Raw genomic sequence first — 23,109 nt, 5'->3', positions numbered from 1 at the left:
TAAGTAAGTAGAAACAACAAGCTAGTTAAGTATTTGAGCAGCAAGCTCGCATTTTATGGAGAGTTTGATCTTGGCTCAGGACGAACGCTGGCGGCGTGCCTAATACATGCAAGTCGAGCGCATGAAATAAGTGAATCCCTTCGGGGTGAAACTTATGGATTGAGCGGCGGACGGGTGAGTAACACGTGGGCAACCTGCCTGTAAGACTGGGATAACTCCGGGAAACCGGGGCTAATACCGGATAACACTTTTCTTTACCTAAAGGGAAGTTGAAAGGTGGCTCTTTGAGCTGTCACTTACAGATGGGCCCGCGGCGCATTAGCTAGTTGGTAGGGTAATGGCCTACCAAGGCGACGATGCGTAGCCGACCTGAGAGGGTGATCGGCCACACTGGGACTGAGACACGGCCCAGACTCCTACGGGAGGCAGCAGTAGGGAATCTTCCGCAATGGACGAAAGTCTGACGGAGCAACGCCGCGTGAACGATGAAGGTTTTCGGATCGTAAAGTTCTGTTGTTAGGGAAGAACAAGTACCGTTCTAACAGGACGGTACCTTGACGGTACCTAACGAGGAAGCCCCGGCTAACTACGTGCCAGCAGCCGCGGTAATACGTAGGGGGCAAGCGTTGTCCGGAATTATTGGGCGTAAAGCGCGCGCAGGCGGTTCTTTAAGTCTGATGTGAAATCTTGTGGCTCAACCACAAGCGGTCATTGGAAACTGGGGAACTTGAGTACAGAAGAGGAGAGTGGAATTCCACGTGTAGCGGTGAAATGCGTAGATATGTGGAGGAACACCAGTGGCGAAGGCGACTCTCTGGTCTGTAACTGACGCTGAGGCGCGAAAGCGTGGGGAGCAAACAGGATTAGATACCCTGGTAGTCCACGCCGTAAACGATGAGTGCTAGGTGTTAGGGGGTTTCCGCCCCTTAGTGCTGCAGCTAACGCATTAAGCACTCCGCCTGGGGAGTACGGCCGCAAGGCTGAAACTCAAAAGAATTGACGGGGACCCGCACAAGCGGTGGAGCATGTGGTTTAATTCGAAGCAACGCGAAGAACCTTACCAGGTCTTGACATCCGCTGATAACCCTAGAGATAGGGCGTTCCCTTCGGGGACAGCGTGACAGGTGGTGCATGGTTGTCGTCAGCTCGTGTCGTGAGATGTTGGGTTAAGTCCCGCAACGAGCGCAACCCTTGATTTTAGTTGCCAGCATTTAGTTGGGCACTCTAAAGTGACTGCCGGTGATAAACCGGAGGAAGGTGGGGATGACGTCAAATCATCATGCCCCTTATGACCTGGGCTACACACGTGCTACAATGGATGGTACAAAGGGCAGCGAAGCCGCGAGGTGAAGCAAATCCCATAAAACCATTCTCAGTTCGGATTGTAGGCTGCAACTCGCCTACATGAAGCCGGAATCGCTAGTAATCGCGGATCAGCATGCCGCGGTGAATACGTTCCCGGGTCTTGTACACACCGCCCGTCACACCACGAGAGTTAGCAACACCCGAAGTCGGTGAGGTAACCTTTACAGGAACCAGCCGCCGAAGGTGGGGCCAATGATTGGGGTGAAGTCGTAACAAGGTAGCCGTATCGGAAGGTGCGGCTGGATCACCTCCTTTCTAAGGATAAATGAAAAGCGTAAGCACGCGTTTAACGACGTATGAACTGGACTGAACCGAAGGAGATAAAGAAAACACAACGAACGAAAGTGAGTTGATGTTGCCTTATCGTACGGAGGAGAAGGAAGTTTACTAGTCGTTGCGTGCTAGAAGCTGGACATATAGGAAAACATACTGTGTTGTTTGGTTCAGTTTTGAGAGATCAAGTATCTTTCATTTTATGTACCTTGAAAACTAGATAAGAAGTTAGGAAGCGAGAAGGATTGTACTTTCAGTACAAAACAGAACGTGAGCCTAACATATGACAAGACATCATATCAAAGTAAGAAGAACCAAACGCTTTTATTAACTAATATAGTTAAGTAAGAAAGGGCGCACGGTGGATGCCTTGGCACTAGGAGCCGAAGAAGGACGGGACAAACACCGATATGTCTTGGGGAGCCGTACGTAGGCATTGATCCAGGAATTTCCGAATGGGGGAACCCCCTGCTCGTAATGGAGTAGGACACTTTACTGAATACATAGGTAAAGTGAGGCAGACCCGGGGAACTGAAACATCTTAGTACCCGGAGGAAGAGAAAGCAAATGCGATTTCCTGAGTAGCGGCGAGCGAAACGGAATCAGCCCAAACCAAAAAGCTTGCTTTTTGGGGTTGTAGGACACGCTATACGGAGTTACAAAGAGACGTTTTACATGAATCGATCTGGAACGATCAGCCGAAGAAGGTAAGAGCCCTGTAATGAAAAGGACGTTTCCTCCAGCGTGGATCCTGAGTACGGCGGAACACGAGAAATTCCGTCGGAATCCGGGAGGACCATCTCCCAAGGCTAAATACTCCCTAGTGACCGATAGTGTACCAGTACCGTGAGGGAAAGGTGAAAAGCACCCCGGAAGGGGAGTGAAAGAGATCCTGAAACCGTGTGCCTACAAGTAGTCGAAGCTCGATATTTTCCTTCGGGAAAAAGAATGAGTGACGGCGTACCTTTTGTAGAATGGACCGGCGAGTTACGATTCTTTGCAAGGTTAAGCCGCACAGGTGGAGCCACAGCGAAAGCGAGTCTGAATAGGGCGTGATAGTAAAGGGTCGTAGACCCGAAACCGTGTGATCTACCCATGTCCAGGGTGAAGGTCAGGTAACACTGACTGGAGGCCCGAACCCACGCATGTTGAAAAATGCGGGGATGAGGTGTGGGTAGGGGTGAAATGCCAATCGAACACGGAGATAGCTGGTTCTCTCCGAAATAGCTTTAGGGCTAGCCTCAAGGAACGTATGTTGGAGGTAGAGCACTGATTGGACTAGGGGCCCTTACCGGGTTACCGAATTCAGTCAAACTCCGAATGCCAATCATATTGCCTTGGGAGTCAGACTATGGGTGATAAGGTTCATAGTCGAAAGGGAAACAGCCCAGACCGTCAGCTAAGGTCCCAAAGTATACGTTAAGTGGAAAAGGATGTGGCGTTGCATAGACAACCAGGATGTTGGCTCAGAAGCAGCCATCATTTAAAGAGTGCGTAATAGCTCACTGGTCGAGTGACGCTGCGCCGAAAATGTACCGGGGCTAAACGTATCACCGAAGCTACGGATTCCAAGAAGTATTGCACTTCTTGGATTGGTAGGAGAGCGTTCTAAGTGCAGCGAAGTCAGACCGTGAGGACTGGTGGAGCGCTTAGAAGTGAGAATGCCGGTATGAGTAGCGAAAAAGAAGTGAGAATCTTCTTCACCGAAAGCCCAAGGTTTCCTGAGGAAGGCTCGTCCGCTCAGGGTTAGTCGGGACCTAAGCCGAGGCCGAAAGGCGTAGGCGATGGACAACAGGTTGATATTCCTGTACCACCTCCTTTCCGTTTGAACAACGGGGGGACGCAGTAGGATATGGAAAGCGCGCTGCTGGTTATGCGCGCCCAAGCAGTGAGGCTGTTGGATAGGTAAATCCGTCCAATGTAAGGTTGAGCTGTGATGGGGAGGGAACTTAAGTACCGAAGTTCCGGATTTCACACTGCCAAGAAAAGCCTCTAGTGAGGAAAGAGGTGCCCGTACCGTAAACCGACACAGGTAGGCGAGAAGAGAATTCTAAGGTGATCGGGAGAACTCTCGTTAAGGAACTCGGCAAAATGACCCCGTAACTTCGGGAGAAGGGGTGCTTCTTTTACGAGAAGCCGCAGTGAAAAGGCCCAAGCGACTGTTTAGCAAAAACACAGGTCTCTGCGAAGCCGTAAGGCGAAGTATAGGGGCTGACACCTGCCCGGTGCTGGAAGGTTAAGGGGATGCGTTAGCTTTCGGGCGAAGCGCTGAACCGAAGCCCCAGTAAACGGCGGCCGTAACTATAACGGTCCTAAGGTAGCGAAATTCCTTGTCGGGTAAGTTCCGACCCGCACGAAAGGTGCAACGACTTGGGCACTGTCTCAACGAGAGACCCGGTGAAATTATACGATGCGTGAAGATGCGCATTACCCGCGACAGGACGGAAAGACCCCGTGGAGCTTTACTGTAGCCTGATATTGAATGTCGGCACAGCTTGTACAGGATAGGTGGGAGCCGTTGAAGCGTGAGCGCTAGCTTACGTCGAGGCGCCCGTGGGATACCACCCTGGCTGTGTTGACCTTCTAACCCAGAACCGTGATCCGGTTCGGAGACAGTGTCAGGTGGGCAGTTTGACTGGGGCGGTCGCCTCCTAAAGAGTAACGGAGGCGCCCAAAGGTTCCCTCAGAATGGTTGGAAATCATTCGAAGAGTGTAAAGGCAGAAGGGAGCTTGACTGCGAGACCTACAAGTCGAGCAGGGACGAAAGTCGGGCTTAGTGATCCGGCGGTACCGTATGGAAGGGCCGTCGCTCAACGGATAAAAGCTACCCCGGGGATAACAGGCTTATCTCCCCCAAGAGTCCACATCGACGGGGAGGTTTGGCACCTCGATGTCGGCTCATCGCATCCTGGGGCTGTAGTCGGTCCCAAGGGTTGGGCTGTTCGCCCATTAAAGCGGTACGCGAGCTGGGTTCAGAACGTCGTGAGACAGTTCGGTCCCTATCCGTCGTGGGCGCAAGAAGTTTGAGAGGAGCTGTCCTTAGTACGAGAGGACCGGGATGGACACACCGCTGGTGTACCAGTTGTTCTGCCAAGAGCATCGCTGGGTAGCTACGTGTGGAAGGGATAAGTGCTGAAAGCATCTAAGCATGAAGCCCCCCTCAAGATGAGACTTCTCATCTTTTTAGAGTAAGATCCCTCAGAGACGATGAGGTTGATAGGTTCGAGGTGGAAGCGTGGTGACACGTGTAGCTGACGAATACTAATAGATCGAGGACTTAACTATAAAAAAGAAGCGTAAGCGTCCGTTTAGCAACGCAGTGGATGGAATGAATTGACTGAGATAAAGGAATCACGATGAACGTAAGTGAATCGATGATGACTTATCGTAGGGAAATTGATGAAGCCACCCAGTTGCTGGACGCTGGAGCTGGATTGATATATGTTGTCTTGTTGTAATTCTTATCTAGTTTTGAAGGTACACTAACTTCAAAATGGTTTAGTGACAATAGCGAAGAGGTCACACCTGTTCCCATGCCGAACACAGCAGTTAAGCTCTTCAGCGCTCATGGTAGTTGGGGCTTTGCCCCTGCGAGAGTAGGACGTCGCTAAGCCAGATATAAAACATCTATTACTTTATTGTAATGGGTGTTTTTTTGTTTTGAAATAAATGTATTGAGAATGTAAAAAAACATCAAAAAAATGCAAGCTCCTATACTTTCGTTAACTAAAAAATAACCAAAGGTCAAGAAGTTGCATTATATATGATTCGAAAGCTATTGTTTATAATTAGATAGATTCCCATGCTGCATGCATACCAGCAACTCTACCTGTCACAAGAGCAGAAGTGATATTATAACCACCCGTGTAACCATGAATGTCCAAGATTTCACCACAAAAATATAACCCATGCATAATTTTGGACTGCATCGTATTTGGTACTATTTCTTTAATAGAAACACCACCACCAGTTACAAATGCTTTTTCAATTGGTTGGCTATCATATATTTGGATTTGAAAATATTTTAGATCGTGTACAAATGAAATTATCTTTTCCCGGGAAATATTGGCCCCTTTTATATCAGATTCAATATCATTTTTAGAAAGTAAATAATCCAAGTATCTCTCTGGTACAATCCCTTTTAAAATATTCCGGACAGATTTTTTTGAGTTATCATTTAAATCAGAGGATATTTGATCTATTATTTTTTCTTCCTTCTGATCAGGTAAAGCATCAATTTCCATTATTACGTTTGTCGCTCCTTTTTTTAATTCTTTCACAACATATTGTGAACAACGCAAAACAGCGGGACCTGAGACACCAAAATGTGTGAAGAGCATGTCCATACGATGTGTAATAATCTTTTTACCTTTTGGGTTTAAGACTGATAAATTAATATCGCGTAATGCTAATCCTTGAAGGAGTTTTTCTTTTATGAAAGTTTCATTCGAAAGTAGTGGAACTTCGGTTGGATATAGATCTGTGATGGTATGTCCAGCCTCTTCAGCCCATTTGTAACCATCCCCAGTTGAACCTGTATATGGCACTGCTTTTCCTCCTACAGCAATTACGACGCTTTTAGATTGTATCTTTTCTCCAGTTTCTAGTGTGATTGTATGTGCTTCATCACCATATTCAACAGAAAAGACAGGAGTATTTTTCTTTACCGTAACTTTCAAGTCATCTAATTGTTTTAACAAAGAATTTACGACATCCTTAGCAGAATTGCTCACAGGAAACATACGACCATGATCTTCCTCTTTTAAAGGCACATCAAGGTTCTCAAAATAATCAATAATATCATAGTTATTAAAAACTGAAAAAGCACTATATAAAAAACGTCCATTACCTGGAATATGTTTAATTAATTCGTCTTGAGGTAATCTGTTTGTTACATTGCAGCGTCCTCCACCAGATATTGCAAGTTTTTTACCTAATTTGCTACCTTTATCAATTAATAGGGTTGTAGCACCATTTTCTGCTGCAGCAATAGCTGCCATTAAGCCAGAAGGCCCCCCTCCAATTACAGTAACATGGTATGTCATATCATTCATCCTTTCTCCGAATAACTCGTTCTAGGTGTGTATTTCTATCTATTTTAACTAACTTACCCCGGTGAACCGCTACGTATGACTCCTATTTCAAATAGTAAGTAAAACAAAACGAAGCTGTGTGAAACCACCACTGATAAGAAGTTTTAATTTATGTAAGAACATACTTCATATTAGCTGATATAGTGACATTTGTGAACCTCCATTATTATTCGAAATTAAAATTTAGTGTCAAATACTATCAGATTTTTGTATCTATGATAAAATAGTAACATTCGATTATATAAGAAATTAAGGTGAAGTCATGTCAAAGTCAACTATATTACGTGGAACAATATTATTAACAGCTGCCACATTCTTTTCAAAACTTATTGGAATGATCTATACAATTCCGTTTGAAAGCTTGGTAGGACCTGCTGGTGGTCAACTATATAGTCTTGCATATGTACCATATAGTATATTTATTAGCTTATCTACAGTGGGAATACCATTGGCAGTTTCAAAATTTGTTTCTAAGTACAATTCATTAGGCGATTACCAAACAAGTCGAAGGATGTATAAGCTCGGTTTACGCTTTATGGCAGTAATGGGTATAATCGCATTCTTAGTGATGTTTTTTGGTGCGGAAATATTAGCAAAAATATCACTTTCTAAGGACTCAGAAGTAACAGTAGCAGATGCTACATCTGTTATCAAGATGATAAGTTTTGCTTTAATAATAATACCTGCGATGAGTATCACTAGGGGCTTTTTTCAAGGGCATCAATCAATGGGCCCAACTGCTATTTCTCAAGTTATAGAGCAAATTGTACGAATTGTTTTTTTATTAGGAGCTGTATTTATCATTATAGAAGTAATAGGTGGAACTACTGCTACAGCTGTAGGCTTTGCAACATTTTCTGCCTTCATTGGTGCAATCGCATCTGCGCTTGTTTTATTCTGGTATTGGAAGAGAAGAAAACCTTACTTAGATAAGGAAATGAGCCAGCAAGTAAAAACATATGATATTTCTACAAAAGATCTATTTAAAGAATTATTTCGTTATGCAGGACCATTTGTATTAGTAGGGCTTGCAATTCCTCTATATCAACAAATTGATTTAATAATGATAGACCGAACGCTTTCATCGCTTGATTTTGATGAATTAGTACGAAGTAATGCTATTGCTACAATAACATTGTACGGGCATAAAATCGTTATGATACCAATAACATTGGCTACTGGTTTATCTTTAGCAACATTACCCGTATTAACAAAATCATTTGTAGATAATAAGAAAGGTGAAGTGTTTAAACAAATTAATCAATCATTGCAAATTATAATGTTATTGATTTTGCCAGCTGTAGTCGGTATGTCTTTCTTGGGTAATGAGATATGGGGAGCTTTCTATGGTGTAAGTAAATTTATTGAATTAAATGGATCACTATTAAGCTGGTATGCTCCTGTGGCCTTGTTTTTTGCTCTTTTTACGGTCACCGCCTCTATTTTACAAGGTATTAATCAACAGAATTATGCAGTTATTAGTTTGACGGCAGGTATTATTCTGAAAGTATTACTAACTATTCCCTTCCTACATCTTATGGGTGCAAAAGGTGCTGTAATTGCAACGTTGGTTGCATCGCTTGGAACAGTTATCTTAAATATGTGGCGTATAAAAGGTTCGATTCAATTTCCACTTCGTCAACTTATTAAGCGTAGCATGCTCATATCTATTTTTACGGTAGTTATGGCTATTATTGTTTTAATTAGTAAATGGATTCTTAGTTTTTGGATTACTTATCAAGATGGAAGACTAGAAAATGTTTTTATATTATTTGTTACGGTAACAGCTGGGGGATTTGTTTATTTATGGCTTAGCTATCAATCAACATTATTAGAACGTGTTTTAGGTGGGAGAATACGAGTTATCGATAAATTTAAGAGAAGAAAACATTCATAAAGGAGTTAGTTATGCGAATTGATAAATTATTAGCAAATATGGGATATGGTAGTCGAAAAGAAGTAAAACAGATATTAAAAAAAGGTAGCGTAAATCAGAACGATATCGTAATAAAAGATGGCAAGAAACAAGTAGATCCTGAAAAAGATACTATCACTGTATTTGGTGAACAAGTTATTTATAAACCTTTTGTCTATTTTATGCTTCATAAACCAGCTGGTGTTATTACAGCAACAGAGGATAGTCGTGAATCAACTGTTATCGATTTATTAGAAGCCGATGATTTAGTTCTTGAGCCATTTCCTGTAGGAAGGTTAGATAAAGATACAGAAGGATTATTACTGATAACAAATGATGGAAAACTTGCGCATCAGTTGTTATCGCCTAAGAAAGAGGTAGGTAAGACTTATTATGCCATTATTGAAGGGAAAGTAACGGAAGACGATGTTGAAGCATTTGCTGAGGGAGTAACGTTGGATGATGGATATTTAACGAAGCCTGCTATCTTAACAATTTTAAAAAGTGATACAGAATCTGAAATACATGTTACGATTACAGAAGGGAAGTTTCATCAAATAAAACGAATGTTTGAAGCAGTTGATAAATATGTTACATATTTAAAACGAATTTCAATGGGAGATTGGCAATTAGATAACGATTTAGATAAAGGGGAATATCGGGAATTGTCAGTAGAAGAGTTGGAATATTTGCAGTCGTTAACAGTAAAAAAGTAGAATTATTCTAAACAAAAAAATAAGCTGACATATAATATAGTCAGCATTTTCAATATAATGATAAAGTTTTACGAAATCTTGACTTTCTTTTTCGTTACTTTCCATCTCCCCCGGTTAGGACTTGTCACAAGGCCATTATACTCCAATACATTGAGGTCTCGTTGAACTGTACGATCAGTGATACCGAATTCTTCGGCAATCTCTGTAGTCGTAACAGGTCCGTTATCTCTAATAAATAGGTAGACAGCCTTTACTCGTGTCAGCATTCGGGTTGTTGAATGATTCAAAAAACCACTCCTTAATGATATCATTAGACTTGTGGTGAACCTGAACCTTGAATATATTATAGTTGTATTTTACACCTTTTGATTTAAAAATGCTAGTATTTCAAAATGAATTTACAAACAATTTAGAAAACAGGACGAACAATTTTTTAAAGAGAGGGGATGAATAGGTGTTTATCATAAAGAAAATCATGCGAAAAATGATTCATATTAGTAATGTTACACTATTAATAGCTAGTGTGGGCTTAGTCCTATTCGCTTCAATATTAATTGTCCTAGTTGAGAAAGAAACTTTTCCAACTTTTATCGATGGATTTTGGTGGGTAATGACAACAGTAACAACAGTCGGTTATGGTGACTACTTTCCTGTAACACTTGGAGGACGATCGGTTGCTTTATTTCTTTACATATTTGGAATAGGTATCATTGGAGTTGCGATAGGAAAAGTTGTTGATGGTTTAGCTATTTTCCGTAGAAAAAAAGAAGAGGGTGATATTGTGTACAATGATAGCAATCACTATATTATTATTGGATGGTCACAAAAAGCAAAATTTGCTATTAAAGAAATGTTAGATACAGCCGAGAAGATCGAAATTGTTATCATAGATGATTTAGATAAAGCACCAATCTTAGCAGAAAATATTCATTATATTAGGGGCCAAGCATCTGAAAGTGAAACTTTAATGAAAGCGAATATATCAAAAGCAAAAGCTGTGTTAATATTTGCTGATGATACGATAAATAATGACCAATTAGCAGATGGTAAAACACTATTAATTGCCTCAGCAATAGAATCATTTGCACCTGATGTCCATACGATTGTTGAAGTAATGGAAGAAGAACATATTAAAAGTTTTGAATTTATGAAAGTTGATGAGTTTATTATATCGAACGAAACTATTTCATCATTATTTGTACGTTCAGCATTTCGTAATGGAATTTCGAATGTATATGGACAGTTACTAAGAAGAAAATATGGAGATGATTTATATTTTGTACCATTGTTACCTGAATGGAAAATATACCGGGATGCATTTGATGCATTATTAAAACAAGGGGCTACATTGATTGCAGATCGTGATAACTTGGGTGTTAACCGGATGCTAGATCACGATATTCCAGCTGAAGCTGAATTGTATGTTATTTGTGATCGAGCAACAATAGCGAAGATTATTCGTTAAAAGGAGTTTGAATCATATATGACAACTAACGCACATTATTTTTTTGCTGTTCCTTTGCCATATGAAATAAAGAAATGGCTGTATAAGCAACAAAAAGAACTTCAAGGCCAAAAAAATATTGCTTATCATAATTGGACAGCAGTTGAAGATTTTCATATTACATTATCATTTCTAGGCCCTATAAATGAAAAAGCTAAAGACGAATTAATTAAATCCATGGAAAAGGTAAGTCTATCTAATTTTGAATTAATAATTGGAGATTTAGGTTGGTTTGGTTTGAATAGTAAACCTCGAGTATTATGGATTGATGTTAAGAAATCACCATCTTTACTAATGTTACAGAAACAAGTTTCTACCATCGCAAAACAAAATGGTTTCAAACAGGAGAGTCGAGCTTATTTTCCACATATTACTATAGCTAAAAAATGGCGTACTGGTACAATTGAAGAAAAACAACTTGAAGAATTGCAAACAGTGATGTCTGAACAAAAAACAGTCAAAGTTGATCATTTTGTTTTATATAAAATTAATCTAGATCTTATACCAAGATATCAAATTGTGAGCGAATTTAAGCTGTGATGGGGTGAAGTAGTGGCACAATTAATTAAAATAGAAAATTACATATCAAGATATCAAAGAGATACCTTTCATTATCCAGGACAGTTTATCCGGTTAAAACAAGAAAATTGGCGTAAGCTTGTTCAAACATGGGAATATCAATTAGAACAACCAACTTCTGATAATGAGATAGAAGAACTAGATGATAACACTAACTTTTCGAAATGGAAGAGTTTTTTTCAAAGAAGAGAGCAATTCGATGATGATTTACTAAGTGATGAACAAGAGGATATTTTACCGAAATCCAAAACAGATTTGAAACAATATTATTTAGATACTTTATTACCATTTCAATTAAAATGGGCTTCTACAACTATTAATCAGATGTCTTTTTTAGATCGTGCTTATCATGATGATTTAATCTTAAAATATTTTTTACAACGATTTCCTGATACATTTTTATTATTATATCACCCAGTATTTCAACTAAAAAATGCAACATTAGATGGAGATATTATATTAATAACGCCAGTAGGAATTGATATTATACATTTAGTGGAAAAAGGTACAACAGAACGTATAGTTGCCGGAGATGACCGAACGTGGTATACCGAAGAAAATAATATTCAAAGTCGTTTTTTAAGTCCAATGCTTTCTTTAAAGCGAACGGAGAAGATTGTGAGAAGTATTTTATCTGCAAGTGATGTGAGCTTTCCGATAAAAAAAATAGTCTTATCCAGAACAAATAATATTGATTTTTTTACGGAACCATACTTAACAAATTATATAGGGAAAGAACAACATGAGGAGTGGTTGAGTGAAAGAAGAAATTTTGTTTCACCATTAAAACACAACCAATTGAAAGTAGCTGAAGCAATCTTACAATATTGCGATACAGCTGCGGTTAGAAGACCTGAGTGGGATATTAAAGAGTCTGATGATTTTTCAACTTAATCATTCCAAAATTTTTTGCTTGATATTTTACCCCTTTATGCGTTAATCTATGTTTACCGTCTTTTTTTGAACGTGCAAAGAAAAAGTGAAAGTTTGATGGAATGGAAGGTGAAAGACGTGCAAGATATTCTTGGTGAAGAATGGATAATCGCATCGGCTGGTGGATCATCTGGTGAAGCCTATTATGCGCAAAATAAGAATAAACGTCTTTTTTTAAAGCGTAATTCATCTCCTTTTCTAGCTGTTTTATCGGCTCAAGGAATCGTACCTAAATTGGTATGGACAAAACGTTTGGAAAATGGTGATGTTATTACTGCTCAGGATTGGTTGGAAGGTAAAGAATTAAATCCAGAGGAAATGCAACATCCAACAGTAGCAAACTTATTGAGTACAATTCATTATTCTACTGAATTATTAGATATGTTAACCAGAATGGGGAAAAAACCGATAGATCCTAAACAGCTTTTACAGGATACAAAGAGCCAATTTACAAATCAACAAGAGACAATTATACCTGTTGTTATACACCAAGTATTTAAGTATTTAGAGGATAAACTTGATCATATGTACGGTGTAAAGCAAATGGTTTGTCATTGTGATCTAAATCATAATAATTGGTTATTATCTGATCTTGGCCAGTTATATTTAATTGATTGGGATAATGCAGAAATTGGAGATGCTGCGATTGATTTAGGTATGCTTCTACATTGGTATATTCCTGAATCAGATTGGGATAGTTGGTTAGAAAACTATGGTGTTGAAAATAATGAGGAGCTTATTACACGTATGCATTGGTATATGATGCTTGAAGTAATTTCTAGTTATAATCAGCATCAAAAAGAAGCCGCTCAACGACTACAAGAGTTGAAGCGACTATTAGATAGAGCGCTTAGCTATAAGAAGTAGGGATATTTTGAAGCCAATTTTTAATATTTGTTTGATTTGTCGTTATATGTTGTTCAAGATTTTGGGCGATTTCTCCTTGGTGTCCGTAATTATATATTTCAGGTAACAGCTGAGTCAAACGTTGGTCATCTACTGCTTGATTTGCCATTAGAGATTGGACAAGTCTTTTTATTTGTTGGCATTCAGCTATACTACCTGTTGCATCTTCTGCCTGTTCACTAAGCAAATCAACTAAAACATTCAATTGATCGTAGGTATTTAATGCCATTAATTATCCACCACCTTTACGTGTATTTTTCACATAGACATGTGAAATATACTAATAAATACGAAATAATTATTTAAAAGGAGAAACACAGCATGCGTGCAAGATATAAACCGTGGGCACTAGACTTTTTAAAAGAAAACGAGAAATTTGTCAAATTAAATCCGAGTGAATGGAAAAATAAATGGGAAACTGTATTCCAAAATAACCATCCTTTACATTTAGAAATTGGTACTGGAAAAGGTCAATTTTTAATGGGTATGGCAAAACAATTTTCAAATACGAATTTTATCGGGATAGAAGTAGTTGAAAGTATTTTAGTAAGTGCAGTGCAAAAAGCGGTGGAAACTAACCCTGAAAACGTCTGCTTTATTAATGAAGATGCGAAAGACTTAAGGACAATGTTTGGAGATAATGAAATAGATAAGATCTATTTAAATTTTTCAGATCCATGGCCTAAAGCACGTCATGCTAAGCGTCGCTTAACACATGAGTCATTTTTAGAACAATATAAGCAAGTATTGAAAACGGGTGGCGAGATTGTTTTAAAAACGGATAATAGACAATTGTTTGATTACTCAGTTGAAAGTTTCTCTCAGTTTGGGATGAAAATAGAAGAAGTTTTATTAGATTTACATGAAGTAAAGGACCAAACCAATGTTATGACAGAATACGAAGAGAAGTTTTCTTCAAAAGGACAACCTATCTATCGATGTCGTGCCCAATTTTAATAAAAAACAGAGACAATGGCTAAATCCATTGTCTCTGTTTTTTATTTATAGTAAGTATTATGTTGTTTGTGTAACTTCAATGATTGAACCTGTCTTCGCATCTACGTAAAACTCAAATTGCTTGTTCGTACTATCTATTGTTCGTGTAATACCACCACGGTACACAGTATAGTTTAAATCATTCTTGTTAAAGGATTCAGGTTTCATATAGATCCACGATCCACTAACAGGCCCGTGTTGTTTAAAAGCCTCTTTAGCCCGCTTTAACGCGTTCTCAGGTTTTATTGGTTGCTTGTCTAGTTGATCTTTAACCATAAAACCTACTAGTGCTCCTATTCCTGCTGCATATGCTACTGGTTTCCAATTCATCTTATTTCACCTCGTGTGTTAAATTTAATACTAGTATAACTGATTTAGTTCTATTTAGAAAACCATGACTTTACGAAAAAGTGGTAATGGCTAAATAAATTAGATACAATATAGGTAGTTTAATGAATATCTGGGAGGTCATACATATGAATAAAGAGACAAAACAATTATTTCGTACATTGACAGAATTACAAGGTGCAGCTGGAAATGAACAATTTGTACGCAAGTTTATGCGTGACGAGTTAGACAAATATGCCGATGAGCTTATCCAAGATAATCTTGGTGGTGTATTTGGTGTGAAAAAAGGTAAGGGACCGAAAGTTATGGTTGCAGGCCATATGGATGAAGTAGGTTTCATGATTACCCAAATCACCAAAAACGGTATGTTGCGTTTTCAGCCTTTAGGTGGTTGGTGGTCACAGGTATTATTAGCACAGCGGGTACAGATTATGACTGATAGAGGACCAATTACAGGTGTGATAGGTTCTATTCCACCACATAATTTAACACCAGAACAGCGAAAAAAACCAATGGATCAAAAAAATATGTTAATTGACATTGGTGCAGATGATGAAGAAGATGCGAAAAAGATTGGAATTAAACCTGGTCAACAAGTAGTGCCTATTACGCCGTTTACACCAATGGCAAATGAAAAGAAAATTTTAGCGAAAGCTTGGGATAATCGATATGGCTGTGGATTAGCCATTGAATTATTGAAGGAATTACAAGGGATTGAAATCCCGAATCAGTTATACTCTGGAGCAACTGTTCAAGAAGAAGTTGGATTGAGAGGTGCACAAGTTGCAGCTAACATGATTAAACCTGACATTTTTTATGCATTAGATGCCTCGCCAGCAAATGATATGTCTGGTGACGATAAAGAGTTTGGACAGCTAGGAAAAGGAGCATTGCTTCGCATTTTTGACCGTTCTATGATCACACATCGTGGTATGCGAGAGTTCGTGCTAGATACAGCAGAGTCAAATAAAATACCATATCAGTATTTTATTTCTCAAGGAGGAACAGATGCAGGACGTGTTCATCTATCCAATGAAGGAGTTCCATCTGCTGTTGTTGGGATAGCCTCTCGTTACATCCATACGCATGCGTCAATTATACATGTTGATGATTATGCAGCAGCGAAGGCATTGATCGTTGAATTAGTAAAAAATACAGATAATAACACTGTTGAACAAATTCGTAATAATAGTTAACAAAAGGTGAGGGTTGCTTCTGGCCCCTCACCTTTTCTATTATATTTGATGAATAAAAGGAGAAATGCCAAAATGACAATCGTAATAGCCTCTAAAAATCCAACAAAAGTTAATGCAGTAAAGGAAGTCTTTATAAATCAACTAGTTCATGCTAAAGATATTCCCTCACACGTTTCTAATCAGCCTTTATCAGATCAGGAGACTCTAACTGGTGCATTAATTCGAGCGAGACAAGCTGTTAAAGTAGATGAAGCAATAATAGGTATTGGTTTAGAAGGTGGCGTAATGGAGATTGAAAACAATATGTATCTTTGCAATTGGGGAGCATTAGTAGATCGTAATGGTGCTGAATTTATTGCAAGTGGTGCTAGAATACCATTACCAGAAGAAATAATAAGTACATTAAAAGAAGGTAAAGAACTTGGAGATGTAATGGATTTTTATGCGCAAAAGAAAAACGTTAGAAAAAAGCAAGGTGCTATTGGAATTCTTACAAATGATTTAGTAAGTAGAAAAGATATGTTTATTCACGTATTAGAGCTTTTAAATGGACAATACAGTTTATATTTAAAAAATAAAGGTGAATAAACTTCATATGACTAACTAAAAATATTGACGAATTTGTGAAATGTAAATCCATTCTTGTAAAATCTCGAATTCATAGTATATTATTAGAATAGGTATTAGAACTATAATAAGCAGGAGGAAGATACGAAATGAGAAAGATCATGGGACTATCAATGTCGTTGCCATTAATTAGTCTACTTTTTCTTAGTGCTTGCGCTCCTACAGAAGATGAAGCGCTTGAATTAACTGAATCAGCAGCAAGGACAGTTTTTGAGGATAACATAATAGAACCAAATAATACGTTAGATAATTTTTCTTTATATCTTCCTAGTGATTATGAGATTATTGAAGAATCTCAAAGTAATCTCCTTTTAGAATCTGATGATCAAACGTTTATTCTTTTTTATAATGCGTTAGAAGATACGACAAGTGAATTGAATTATCAAGCTGCAGAAGCAAATGGAAATAATGCATTGTTACAGTCTTTTGAGGATGAAGAACGTTTTGCTTTTGTACGAGTGTCAGAGAGAGAAGATCAATATGAGCTACAAGTTGGTGTAGGTGGAGTTAAAGTAACGACGCAGACATCAATTCGTCAACTTGAAGATGATACAATTGAAATGATGCAAATGGCAACATCGATAGCCTATACTAATCAAGAGTAAAAACCACAGGATATTCTTCAACATGAAGAACATCCTGTGGTTTTTAATAAAAGCTATTTTTTGTAAGGTTGTTTTAAAATACCAATAAACTATTACGTACCCTTCCTCGCGTTAGAATTATCATCAACTGCGACATAACTTATAAAATTATTACGCTCTGAATATCCACTACACTTTCCGCAGGCACGTCTTCAGCTAACTTCTTAAAGAAAAAGCACTTTACGAAGTGGATCTTCAGATCGCGCTGTTCCTGCAGGAGTGTCGCCAATTTCACTTGATCCGCTAGTAAGGAGAAATAAACAACAATATTCACTATGAAGAATTAGGTTATCTAGGGAATGAAGCAAGTGGGTTCCCTTTCTGTGGCACATCCTTAATTTCCATTGGTAATGAAAAAAACTTTACCGATTAGATCTTCGGCTTGTGGTACTGCAATTCAATTACTCATCCCATCGAAAACATGTGCTGTTGTTCCCACTATAGTGTCATTATTCCATACGCAATCATCATGTAGAATCTGAACTAGCTTTGGAAATATACGTAGACTCCTGTGGGAACAGCACGGGCTGAAGATCCACTCGGAAAGCGGTCTTTGCTTATCCGAGTTAGCTAAAGCCGTGCCCACGGAAAGCGGAGTATATTTCCTAAGCGGTATGTTACATCGCAGTTTCTCTCAAATATGCATTACTATAAATTTTGTGACAGAGCGATATAAATGGTTAATTCTTATCAGCCTGATCATTGTCTTGATAATTAATTGATTCCTCGGAAGGTTCTTCAAGTAGTTCATCTTCAGGCTGATTTGGATCTTCTTCCTCTATTCTGTCTTCTAATTCTTCATCAAAAGCAGTTGTAACTCTATGGTCACCGTTAAATTCATCATCATCAGGCATATCTTGATTGTAATCTTCTTGTACAGGTTCTGCCTCTGTTTCTGTTTCCACGTCTGGTATTTGTATAGTCTCATTTTCTTCATTTGGATTTGCTCGAATCGAAAATTGTTCGACTTCTGCGGCAAGCAATTGAGATAACTCTTGTAAATCTAAGGCTGAGTGATTTACATCATCAATCGCCTGTGCTTGAGAATCACTTGAGGCGGCAACTTCTTCCGCACTTGAAACAGATTCCTCAGATATAACACTTATTTCTTGTAACTTCTCATCTAAGTTTGTATTTAACTTATCAACGTCACCTAATGATACTTGAACATCATCTAAAGTATTAGTAATGTCATATATTTGATTAGTAATTTTATTGAATGCTTGTTTTGTTTGATTCACTGCATTACCCTGTGTTTCTTGGTAAGTGTCAAATTTGGCAGCATCCTCAGATAGACTTACCATTTGCCCATTAATTTGATGTATCATCTGGTTAATTTCTTGTGCTTCTTTTTTCGAGCGTTCAGCAAGCTTTCGAACTTCTTGTGCAACAACAGAGAACCCTTTACCACTTTCACCTGCACGTGCAGATTCTATGGCAGCATTTAAAGCTAATAAATTTGTACTATCTGCAATATCCTCTATGGCTGAAACAATAGACGTAATCTGTTTTGTTTGTTCAGCTGTGTACTGTACTTGTTCTGTTAAGTGTCCTGCTAATTGCAAAAAGGAAGTAGAAGTTTGTTCTAGTGTATCTACTGTTTGTAAACCTAGGTTAGATTCTAATTTCGCATCCTCTAATGCTTTTGCAATTCCCTCAGATGCAGTATTTGTATTTGCCAATGCATGCGAAACATTTTTAATTAATACCATGCTCTCTTCTATTTGATCCGCTTGTTTTTGTGCTCCCGATGCAACATGGTTAATTGCGGTATTGACTTGTTCGGTTTGTGCAGCAGATTCTTCTGAGCTTGCTGCTAAATTTGCAGAAGAATCATTTAAAACAAGTGAAGCATGTTGTACTTTTACCATGGATTGTTCCATTTTGTCAGTCATATTGTTAAAGGTAATAGCTAAATCTGCTAATTCATCTTTAGTGGTAATGGGAATGCGGTGAGCTAAATCTCCATTACCAATTTGTTCAGCACCATTTTTAATTGTTTGTATTGAATTAGTAATTATTTTTAATAAGTATCTTCCGCTAAATATAATAGCAATTAAAGTAAGTAAAACCGTTATCCCAAATATGATAAACATATTCCGATAAGAATTTTGCTGTTCAATTTTTATCCCATCGTTTATTACTTCAACATTACTTCCGACAGCTTGTGTTTGATTGGTTACTTCGTTTGTAACATCTTCAAATGAAGCTTTAATTGCCTCGGCTTGTGCTTTTGTTCGTGAAACTGTTGATAAGGATTGTTGGTATCGTAATAAACCAGTAGTGAAGGTGTCATTATCTTCATTTGAAAAATCAGCAGCACTGATTACATCCTTTAAATTATTAATTTTATTGTCAATTTCACCTTCAGCATTTTCTGTTTGGTTAAAATAGTTCTGTTCCAGAATTTTAACTTCTAATAATGCACGCATAAGTTCCGGATTGTCTTTTTCAGAAACTAATTGATAGAATTGTTCATAGTAATCAGTAATCGTCTTTATTAAACCGTCTTCTTCGGAAAAACCAATCGTACGATACATACCAACCATTGAATCTAACTGATTAACATATGTAGTAGCATTTTCAGAAATTGCAGCATAATCACTAGCTATTTCTGGATAAGCTGCATACGAATTGGAAAGTTGAACAGCCTCTGATTGAATCGTAGTAATAGATTGCTTGATTAATTCAGCATGTTCTTCGGATGGATCGGCATAAAATTGCTCTTCAGCTTCACTAGTTAAAGCAACTTGATAGTTTATTCGCTCACTATCAAGTAATGCACTTTGAAGTTCTTCGCTTTCTTTCGTCGCTTGATTTTGTTGATTAAAAAAGTAAAGTGTTAAGCCGCTTAATACTATAATGCTTAAAATAGATATGAGAATAATAGCTTGCATGCGACCTCGTATCGTTTTCAATATGACTCCCCCTAGAAATTTCTATAATTTTCACATAATTAATATTATAGCTATAGTTAATTGACATTACAACTAGTTATAATGGCCTACTATAAAATATGCTAATCTTGAGTTTATTGCCAGGTTTGTGTAAGATAACAAATAAAAGGATGTGATAAGTTATGAAAGACTTTTTGGCTAAGAAAGGTGTTACACTATCAGCTCGTACTTACTTTATTACAGCACTTAGCTATATGGCATTAGGACTATTCTCTTCTCTTATTATCGGTTTGATTATTAATACCTTAGGACAACAATTAGAAAACTCATTAGGTACCATTGCATTAACTTCATCGTTACAAGAAATTGGAACATTTGCAATGGATAATAAGGTAGTGGGCGGAGCAATTGGTGTAGCAATAGCTTACGGGTTAAAAGCACCACCTTTAGTCTTATTTTCGGCAGTGTTTAGCGGTGCATTAGGATATGAACTTGGTGGACCAGTTGGTAGTTATATTAGTGCATTATTTGCTGTAGAATTTGGCAAACTTATTTATAAAGAAACAAAAGTAGACATTTTATTAACACCTCTTTTAACAATTATGGTAGGGTATCTAATGGGTAAATTTATTGGACCACCAATAGATTCATTTATGACAGGAATAGGAAGCGTGATTAATTGGTCTACGGCACAACAACCTTTTATTATGGGGATTATTGTTGCTGTAATTATGGGGTTAGCGTTAACTGCACCGATTTCTAGCGTTGCTATTTCTCTTATGCTTTCATTAGATGGATTAGCAGCTGGAGCAGCTGTCGTAGGATGTGCTGCCCAAATGGTTGGTTTTGCAGTTTCAAGTTATCGTGACAATGGAGTCGGTGGGTTAATTGCACAGGGTATTGGGACATCTATGCTGCAAGTTGCTAATATTATTAAAAAACCAATTATTTTGTTACCGCCAACGCTAGCAGGAGCAATTATGGCACCATTTGCCTCTGTCTGGTTTGAAATGACAAATAATGCTTCAGGTGCTGGAATGGGTACTGCAGGATTTGTGGGTCAGATTATGGCCTTTAATACAATGGGCTTTTCAATGGAAGTATTTTGGATGGTATTAGCTGTACATATTATTGGCCCTGCAATCTTAAGCTTACTTATTTCAGAGTTTCTTCGTAATAGAGGCTTAATTAAACCAGGCGATATGCGAATTGATTATGATTAATTGATTAAATGACTATAATTATGTAGGGGGAATATGAAATGAGAGCACTTGAATCAGAAAAAGAACTAGCAAATATACTAGCAGAAGAAAAAGGTAAAACAGTTCTGTTATTTTCAGCGGACTGGTGTCCAGATTGTCGTTTTATTGATCCTCTTTTGCCTGAATTAGAAGATAAGTACCAAGGTATTACATTTATATATGTGAATCGCGATAAATTTATTGATTTATGTGTACAGTATGATGTTTTTGGAATACCTAGTTTCTTAGCATTCAAAGATGGATTGGAAGTAGACCGTTTCGTTAGCAAGGATCGAAAAACAAAAGAAGAAATTGAATCATTCTTAGATAAGTTTTAAAATTATAGCTGATTAAAATACTATTTGATACAATGAATGATATCTATGATTAAAGACTCCTTGAAGGAGGAATAACAAATGGCAATGAACAGCATAAAAATGAAAAAACTATTAGATGATAGATTTAATAATCCGGAATGGCGAACTTCGTTTAACCGGGATAAAGATGTATATCGAGTGGAATGGCAAGACACACATCAAGGAATTTCCATTACAGTTCCAAATGTTATAGCGAAATATGAACAAAGTGGTGAAAATGCAATTGATGAGTTAGTGTATCATGTGGAAGAATCATTAAAAATGATGCATGTTAAACAAGAATTAGAAGGAAAAGAAAAACAAATATATCCAGTTATTCGTTCAACCTCGTTTCCTAAGAAAACAAAAGCTGGTGTAAAAATGGTATATTCAGATCATACAGCAGAAACACGGATCTACTATGCGCTTGATTTAGGACATACTTACCAGTTAATTGATCAAAAAATGTTAGACACTGAAGGTTGGACATTGGAGCGATTAAAAGAAATTTCTATGTTTAATGTTCGTTCTTTATCAACGGAGACCAAAGTGGACCAAGTTGCAGGTAATAATTTTTACTTTATTGCAACAAGAGACGGCTATGATGCTAGTCGTATTTTAAACGAAGCATTTTTGGAAGAAATGCGACTAAATGCGGTAGGAGAGCTAGCGGTTGCAGTTCCACATCAAGATGTATTAATTTTGGTTGATGTACAAAATGAAATGGGTTATGATATATTAGCACAAATGACGATGCAATATTTCGCTGAGGGACGTGTTCCGATTACATCGTTATCATTTATATATGAAAATAAACATTTAGAACCTATTTTTATCTTAGCTAAAAATAAACCTACTAATGAAAATGAAACAAAAAAGGATGAATAAATATGAACGTTTATTACAATGAAAAAGGGATAGGCGATTGCTTATTAATTCCTTTTAAACAAGGAGATCGCTATCAAACATCATTTGAGAAATTTGGTGATGTTGTACGTATAATAGATACAAAAACAAAAGAAGTATTAGGTTATAATATTTTTCGAGCATCGACATACTTTACATTGGGTAATGGTCAAATTCCTTTAACGGAAGATCTTCTAGATAATATCAAAGATGTTTTTGCGAAAAATAATGTCTCAGATTCCTTAGATATCGATCTTTCTCCTAAATTTGTCGTTGGTTATGTAAAAGAAAAAGTACCACATGAAAATGCAGATAAATTAAATGTCTGTCAAGTCGACATCGGTGATGTAACCACTCAAATTGTCTGTGGTGCACCAAATGTGGAAGCTGATCAATATGTAGTTGTGGCAAAGGTAGGAGCGATTATGCCGAGTGGTATGGAAATAAAGGCAGCTAATCTAAGAGGTGTTGATTCTTTTGGGATGATTTGTTCTCAAAAAGAGCTTGGTCTTCCGGATGCTCCTAAAGAAAAAGGTATCTATGTATTAACAGAAGATGTAAAAGCTGGACAAGCTTTCATATTTTAAATAAAAGAAAACGCAAAAGAGTAAATA

General features: G+C 37.8%; 19 protein-coding genes and 3 rRNA genes. 17 read left to right on the top strand and 5 right to left on the bottom strand.

Features of this window, described 5'->3' with window-relative positions; translation table 11 throughout:
• The first annotated feature begins 52 nt into the window (after positions 1–52).
• From DM447_RS13310 to rrf, 3 genes are all read left to right on the top strand, one after another.
• A 16S ribosomal RNA gene (locus tag DM447_RS13310) occupies positions 53–1,620 on the top strand.
• A gap of 356 nt (positions 1,621–1,976) precedes the next feature.
• Positions 1,977–4,923, top strand: a 23S ribosomal RNA gene (locus DM447_RS13305).
• A 212-nt stretch (positions 4,924–5,135) separates the two neighbouring features.
• Positions 5,136–5,251: ribosomal RNA gene (gene rrf / locus DM447_RS13300) — 5S ribosomal RNA — on the top strand.
• The 16S, 23S and 5S rRNA genes sit together here, the layout of an rRNA operon.
• Positions 5,252–5,426: 175 nt before the next feature.
• On the opposite strand, the gene DM447_RS13295 is transcribed toward rrf, so the two are convergent.
• A complete protein-coding gene (locus DM447_RS13295; RefSeq protein ID WP_112181684.1) occupies positions 5,427–6,683 on the bottom strand; it encodes a BaiN/RdsA family NAD(P)/FAD-dependent oxidoreductase in 1,257 nt (418 codons plus the stop codon).
• A gap of 310 nt (positions 6,684–6,993) precedes the next feature.
• Here DM447_RS13295 and DM447_RS13290 point away from each other — a divergent pair, with 310 nt between their 5' ends.
• On the top strand, positions 6,994–8,628 hold the full coding sequence (locus tag DM447_RS13290; RefSeq protein WP_112181683.1) for a putative polysaccharide biosynthesis protein: 1,635 nt from the start codon (positions 6,994–6,996) through the stop codon (positions 8,626–8,628).
• An 11-nt stretch (positions 8,629–8,639) separates the two neighbouring features.
• On the top strand, positions 8,640–9,362 hold the full coding sequence (locus tag DM447_RS13285; protein ID WP_112181682.1) for a pseudouridine synthase: 723 nt from the start codon (positions 8,640–8,642) through the stop codon (positions 9,360–9,362).
• 68 nt (positions 9,363–9,430) lie between these two features.
• Here DM447_RS13285 and DM447_RS13280 read toward each other — a convergent pair whose 3' ends face one another.
• Complete coding sequence (locus tag DM447_RS13280) at positions 9,431–9,649, bottom strand: HTH domain-containing protein (RefSeq protein ID WP_112181681.1); 219 nt, start codon at positions 9,647–9,649, stop codon at positions 9,431–9,433.
• 188 nt (positions 9,650–9,837) lie between these two features.
• On the opposite strand from DM447_RS13280, the gene DM447_RS13275 reads away from it, so the two are divergent.
• The 4 genes from DM447_RS13275 to DM447_RS13260 all read left to right on the top strand — a co-directional run bounded on the left by DM447_RS13275 (position 9,838) and on the right by DM447_RS13260 (position 13,245).
• Complete coding sequence (locus tag DM447_RS13275; protein WP_241964523.1) at positions 9,838–10,827, top strand: ion channel; 990 nt, start codon at positions 9,838–9,840, stop codon at positions 10,825–10,827.
• An 18-nt stretch (positions 10,828–10,845) separates the two neighbouring features.
• Complete coding sequence (gene thpR, locus DM447_RS13270) at positions 10,846–11,406, top strand: RNA 2',3'-cyclic phosphodiesterase (protein WP_112181679.1); 561 nt, start codon at positions 10,846–10,848, stop codon at positions 11,404–11,406.
• A gap of 12 nt (positions 11,407–11,418) precedes the next feature.
• A complete protein-coding gene (locus tag DM447_RS13265) occupies positions 11,419–12,339 on the top strand; it encodes a nuclease-related domain-containing protein (RefSeq protein ID WP_112181678.1) in 921 nt (306 codons plus the stop codon).
• Positions 12,340–12,435: 96 nt separating this feature from the next.
• A complete protein-coding gene (locus DM447_RS13260) occupies positions 12,436–13,245 on the top strand; it encodes a phosphotransferase family protein (protein ID WP_232824316.1) in 810 nt (269 codons plus the stop codon).
• Here DM447_RS13260 and DM447_RS13255 read toward each other — a convergent pair.
• Positions 13,229–13,513, bottom strand: a complete 285-nt coding sequence (locus DM447_RS13255; RefSeq protein ID WP_112181677.1) for a YtzH-like family protein — start codon at positions 13,511–13,513, stop codon at positions 13,229–13,231. The two genes, DM447_RS13260 and DM447_RS13255, sit on opposite strands and share 17 nt — an antisense overlap.
• A 92-nt stretch (positions 13,514–13,605) precedes the next feature.
• Here DM447_RS13255 and trmB point away from each other — a divergent pair, with 92 nt between their 5' ends.
• Entirely contained in the window at positions 13,606–14,241 is a 636-nt protein-coding gene (gene trmB / locus DM447_RS13250) for a tRNA (guanosine(46)-N7)-methyltransferase TrmB (protein WP_112181676.1), read from the top strand.
• 57 nt (positions 14,242–14,298) lie between these two features.
• On the opposite strand, the gene DM447_RS13245 is transcribed toward trmB, so the two are convergent.
• The gene (locus tag DM447_RS13245) at positions 14,299–14,610 is read right to left on the bottom strand and encodes a PepSY domain-containing protein (RefSeq protein WP_112181675.1); all 312 of its coding nucleotides are present in this window, start codon (positions 14,608–14,610) and stop codon (positions 14,299–14,301) included.
• Positions 14,611–14,756: 146 nt separating this feature from the next.
• On the opposite strand from DM447_RS13245, the gene DM447_RS13240 reads away from it, so the two are divergent.
• The 3 genes from DM447_RS13240 to DM447_RS13230 all read left to right on the top strand — a co-directional run bounded on the left by DM447_RS13240 (position 14,757) and on the right by DM447_RS13230 (position 17,056).
• Entirely contained in the window at positions 14,757–15,824 is a 1,068-nt protein-coding gene (locus tag DM447_RS13240) for a M42 family metallopeptidase (protein ID WP_112181674.1), read from the top strand.
• A gap of 72 nt (positions 15,825–15,896) precedes the next feature.
• On the top strand, positions 15,897–16,412 hold the full coding sequence (locus DM447_RS13235) for a DUF84 family protein (RefSeq protein WP_112181673.1): 516 nt from the start codon (positions 15,897–15,899) through the stop codon (positions 16,410–16,412).
• Between the two features lie 128 nt (positions 16,413–16,540).
• Positions 16,541–17,056 (top strand): hypothetical protein, encoded by a 516-nt coding sequence (locus tag DM447_RS13230; protein ID WP_112181672.1) that lies wholly within the window; start codon positions 16,541–16,543, stop codon positions 17,054–17,056.
• Positions 17,057–17,775: 719 nt separating this feature from the next.
• Here the strand turns inward: DM447_RS13230 and DM447_RS13225 are convergent.
• The gene (locus tag DM447_RS13225) at positions 17,776–20,013 is read right to left on the bottom strand and encodes a methyl-accepting chemotaxis protein (RefSeq protein ID WP_112181671.1); all 2,238 of its coding nucleotides are present in this window, start codon (positions 20,011–20,013) and stop codon (positions 17,776–17,778) included.
• A 161-nt stretch (positions 20,014–20,174) separates the two neighbouring features.
• On the opposite strand from DM447_RS13225, the gene DM447_RS13220 reads away from it, so the two are divergent.
• The 4 genes from DM447_RS13220 to ytpR all read left to right on the top strand — a co-directional run bounded on the left by DM447_RS13220 (position 20,175) and on the right by ytpR (position 23,082).
• Positions 20,175–21,215 carry a PTS sugar transporter subunit IIC gene (locus DM447_RS13220; RefSeq protein ID WP_112181670.1) on the top strand — a complete coding sequence of 347 codons (1,041 nt, stop codon included), beginning with the start codon at positions 20,175–20,177 and terminating at the stop codon, positions 21,213–21,215.
• A 38-nt stretch (positions 21,216–21,253) separates the two neighbouring features.
• Positions 21,254–21,571: a thioredoxin family protein gene (locus DM447_RS13215; protein ID WP_112181669.1), complete on the top strand. Its 318-nt coding sequence runs from the start codon at positions 21,254–21,256 to the stop codon at positions 21,569–21,571.
• 78 nt (positions 21,572–21,649) lie between these two features.
• Positions 21,650–22,477: a DUF1444 domain-containing protein gene (locus DM447_RS13210; protein ID WP_112181668.1), complete on the top strand. Its 828-nt coding sequence runs from the start codon at positions 21,650–21,652 to the stop codon at positions 22,475–22,477.
• A gap of 2 nt (positions 22,478–22,479) precedes the next feature.
• Positions 22,480–23,082 carry a YtpR family tRNA-binding protein gene (gene ytpR / locus DM447_RS13205; RefSeq protein ID WP_112181667.1) on the top strand — a complete coding sequence of 201 codons (603 nt, stop codon included), beginning with the start codon at positions 22,480–22,482 and terminating at the stop codon, positions 23,080–23,082.
• Positions 23,083–23,109 lie beyond the last annotated feature (27 nt).

Source organism: Paraliobacillus zengyii (assembly GCF_003268595.1).
Lineage (GTDB): Bacteria > Bacillota > Bacilli > Bacillales > Amphibacillaceae > Paraliobacillus_A > Paraliobacillus_A zengyii.
Note: the sequence above shows the minus strand (reverse complement) of the source record. Positions and strands in the feature narration are given on the sequence as shown.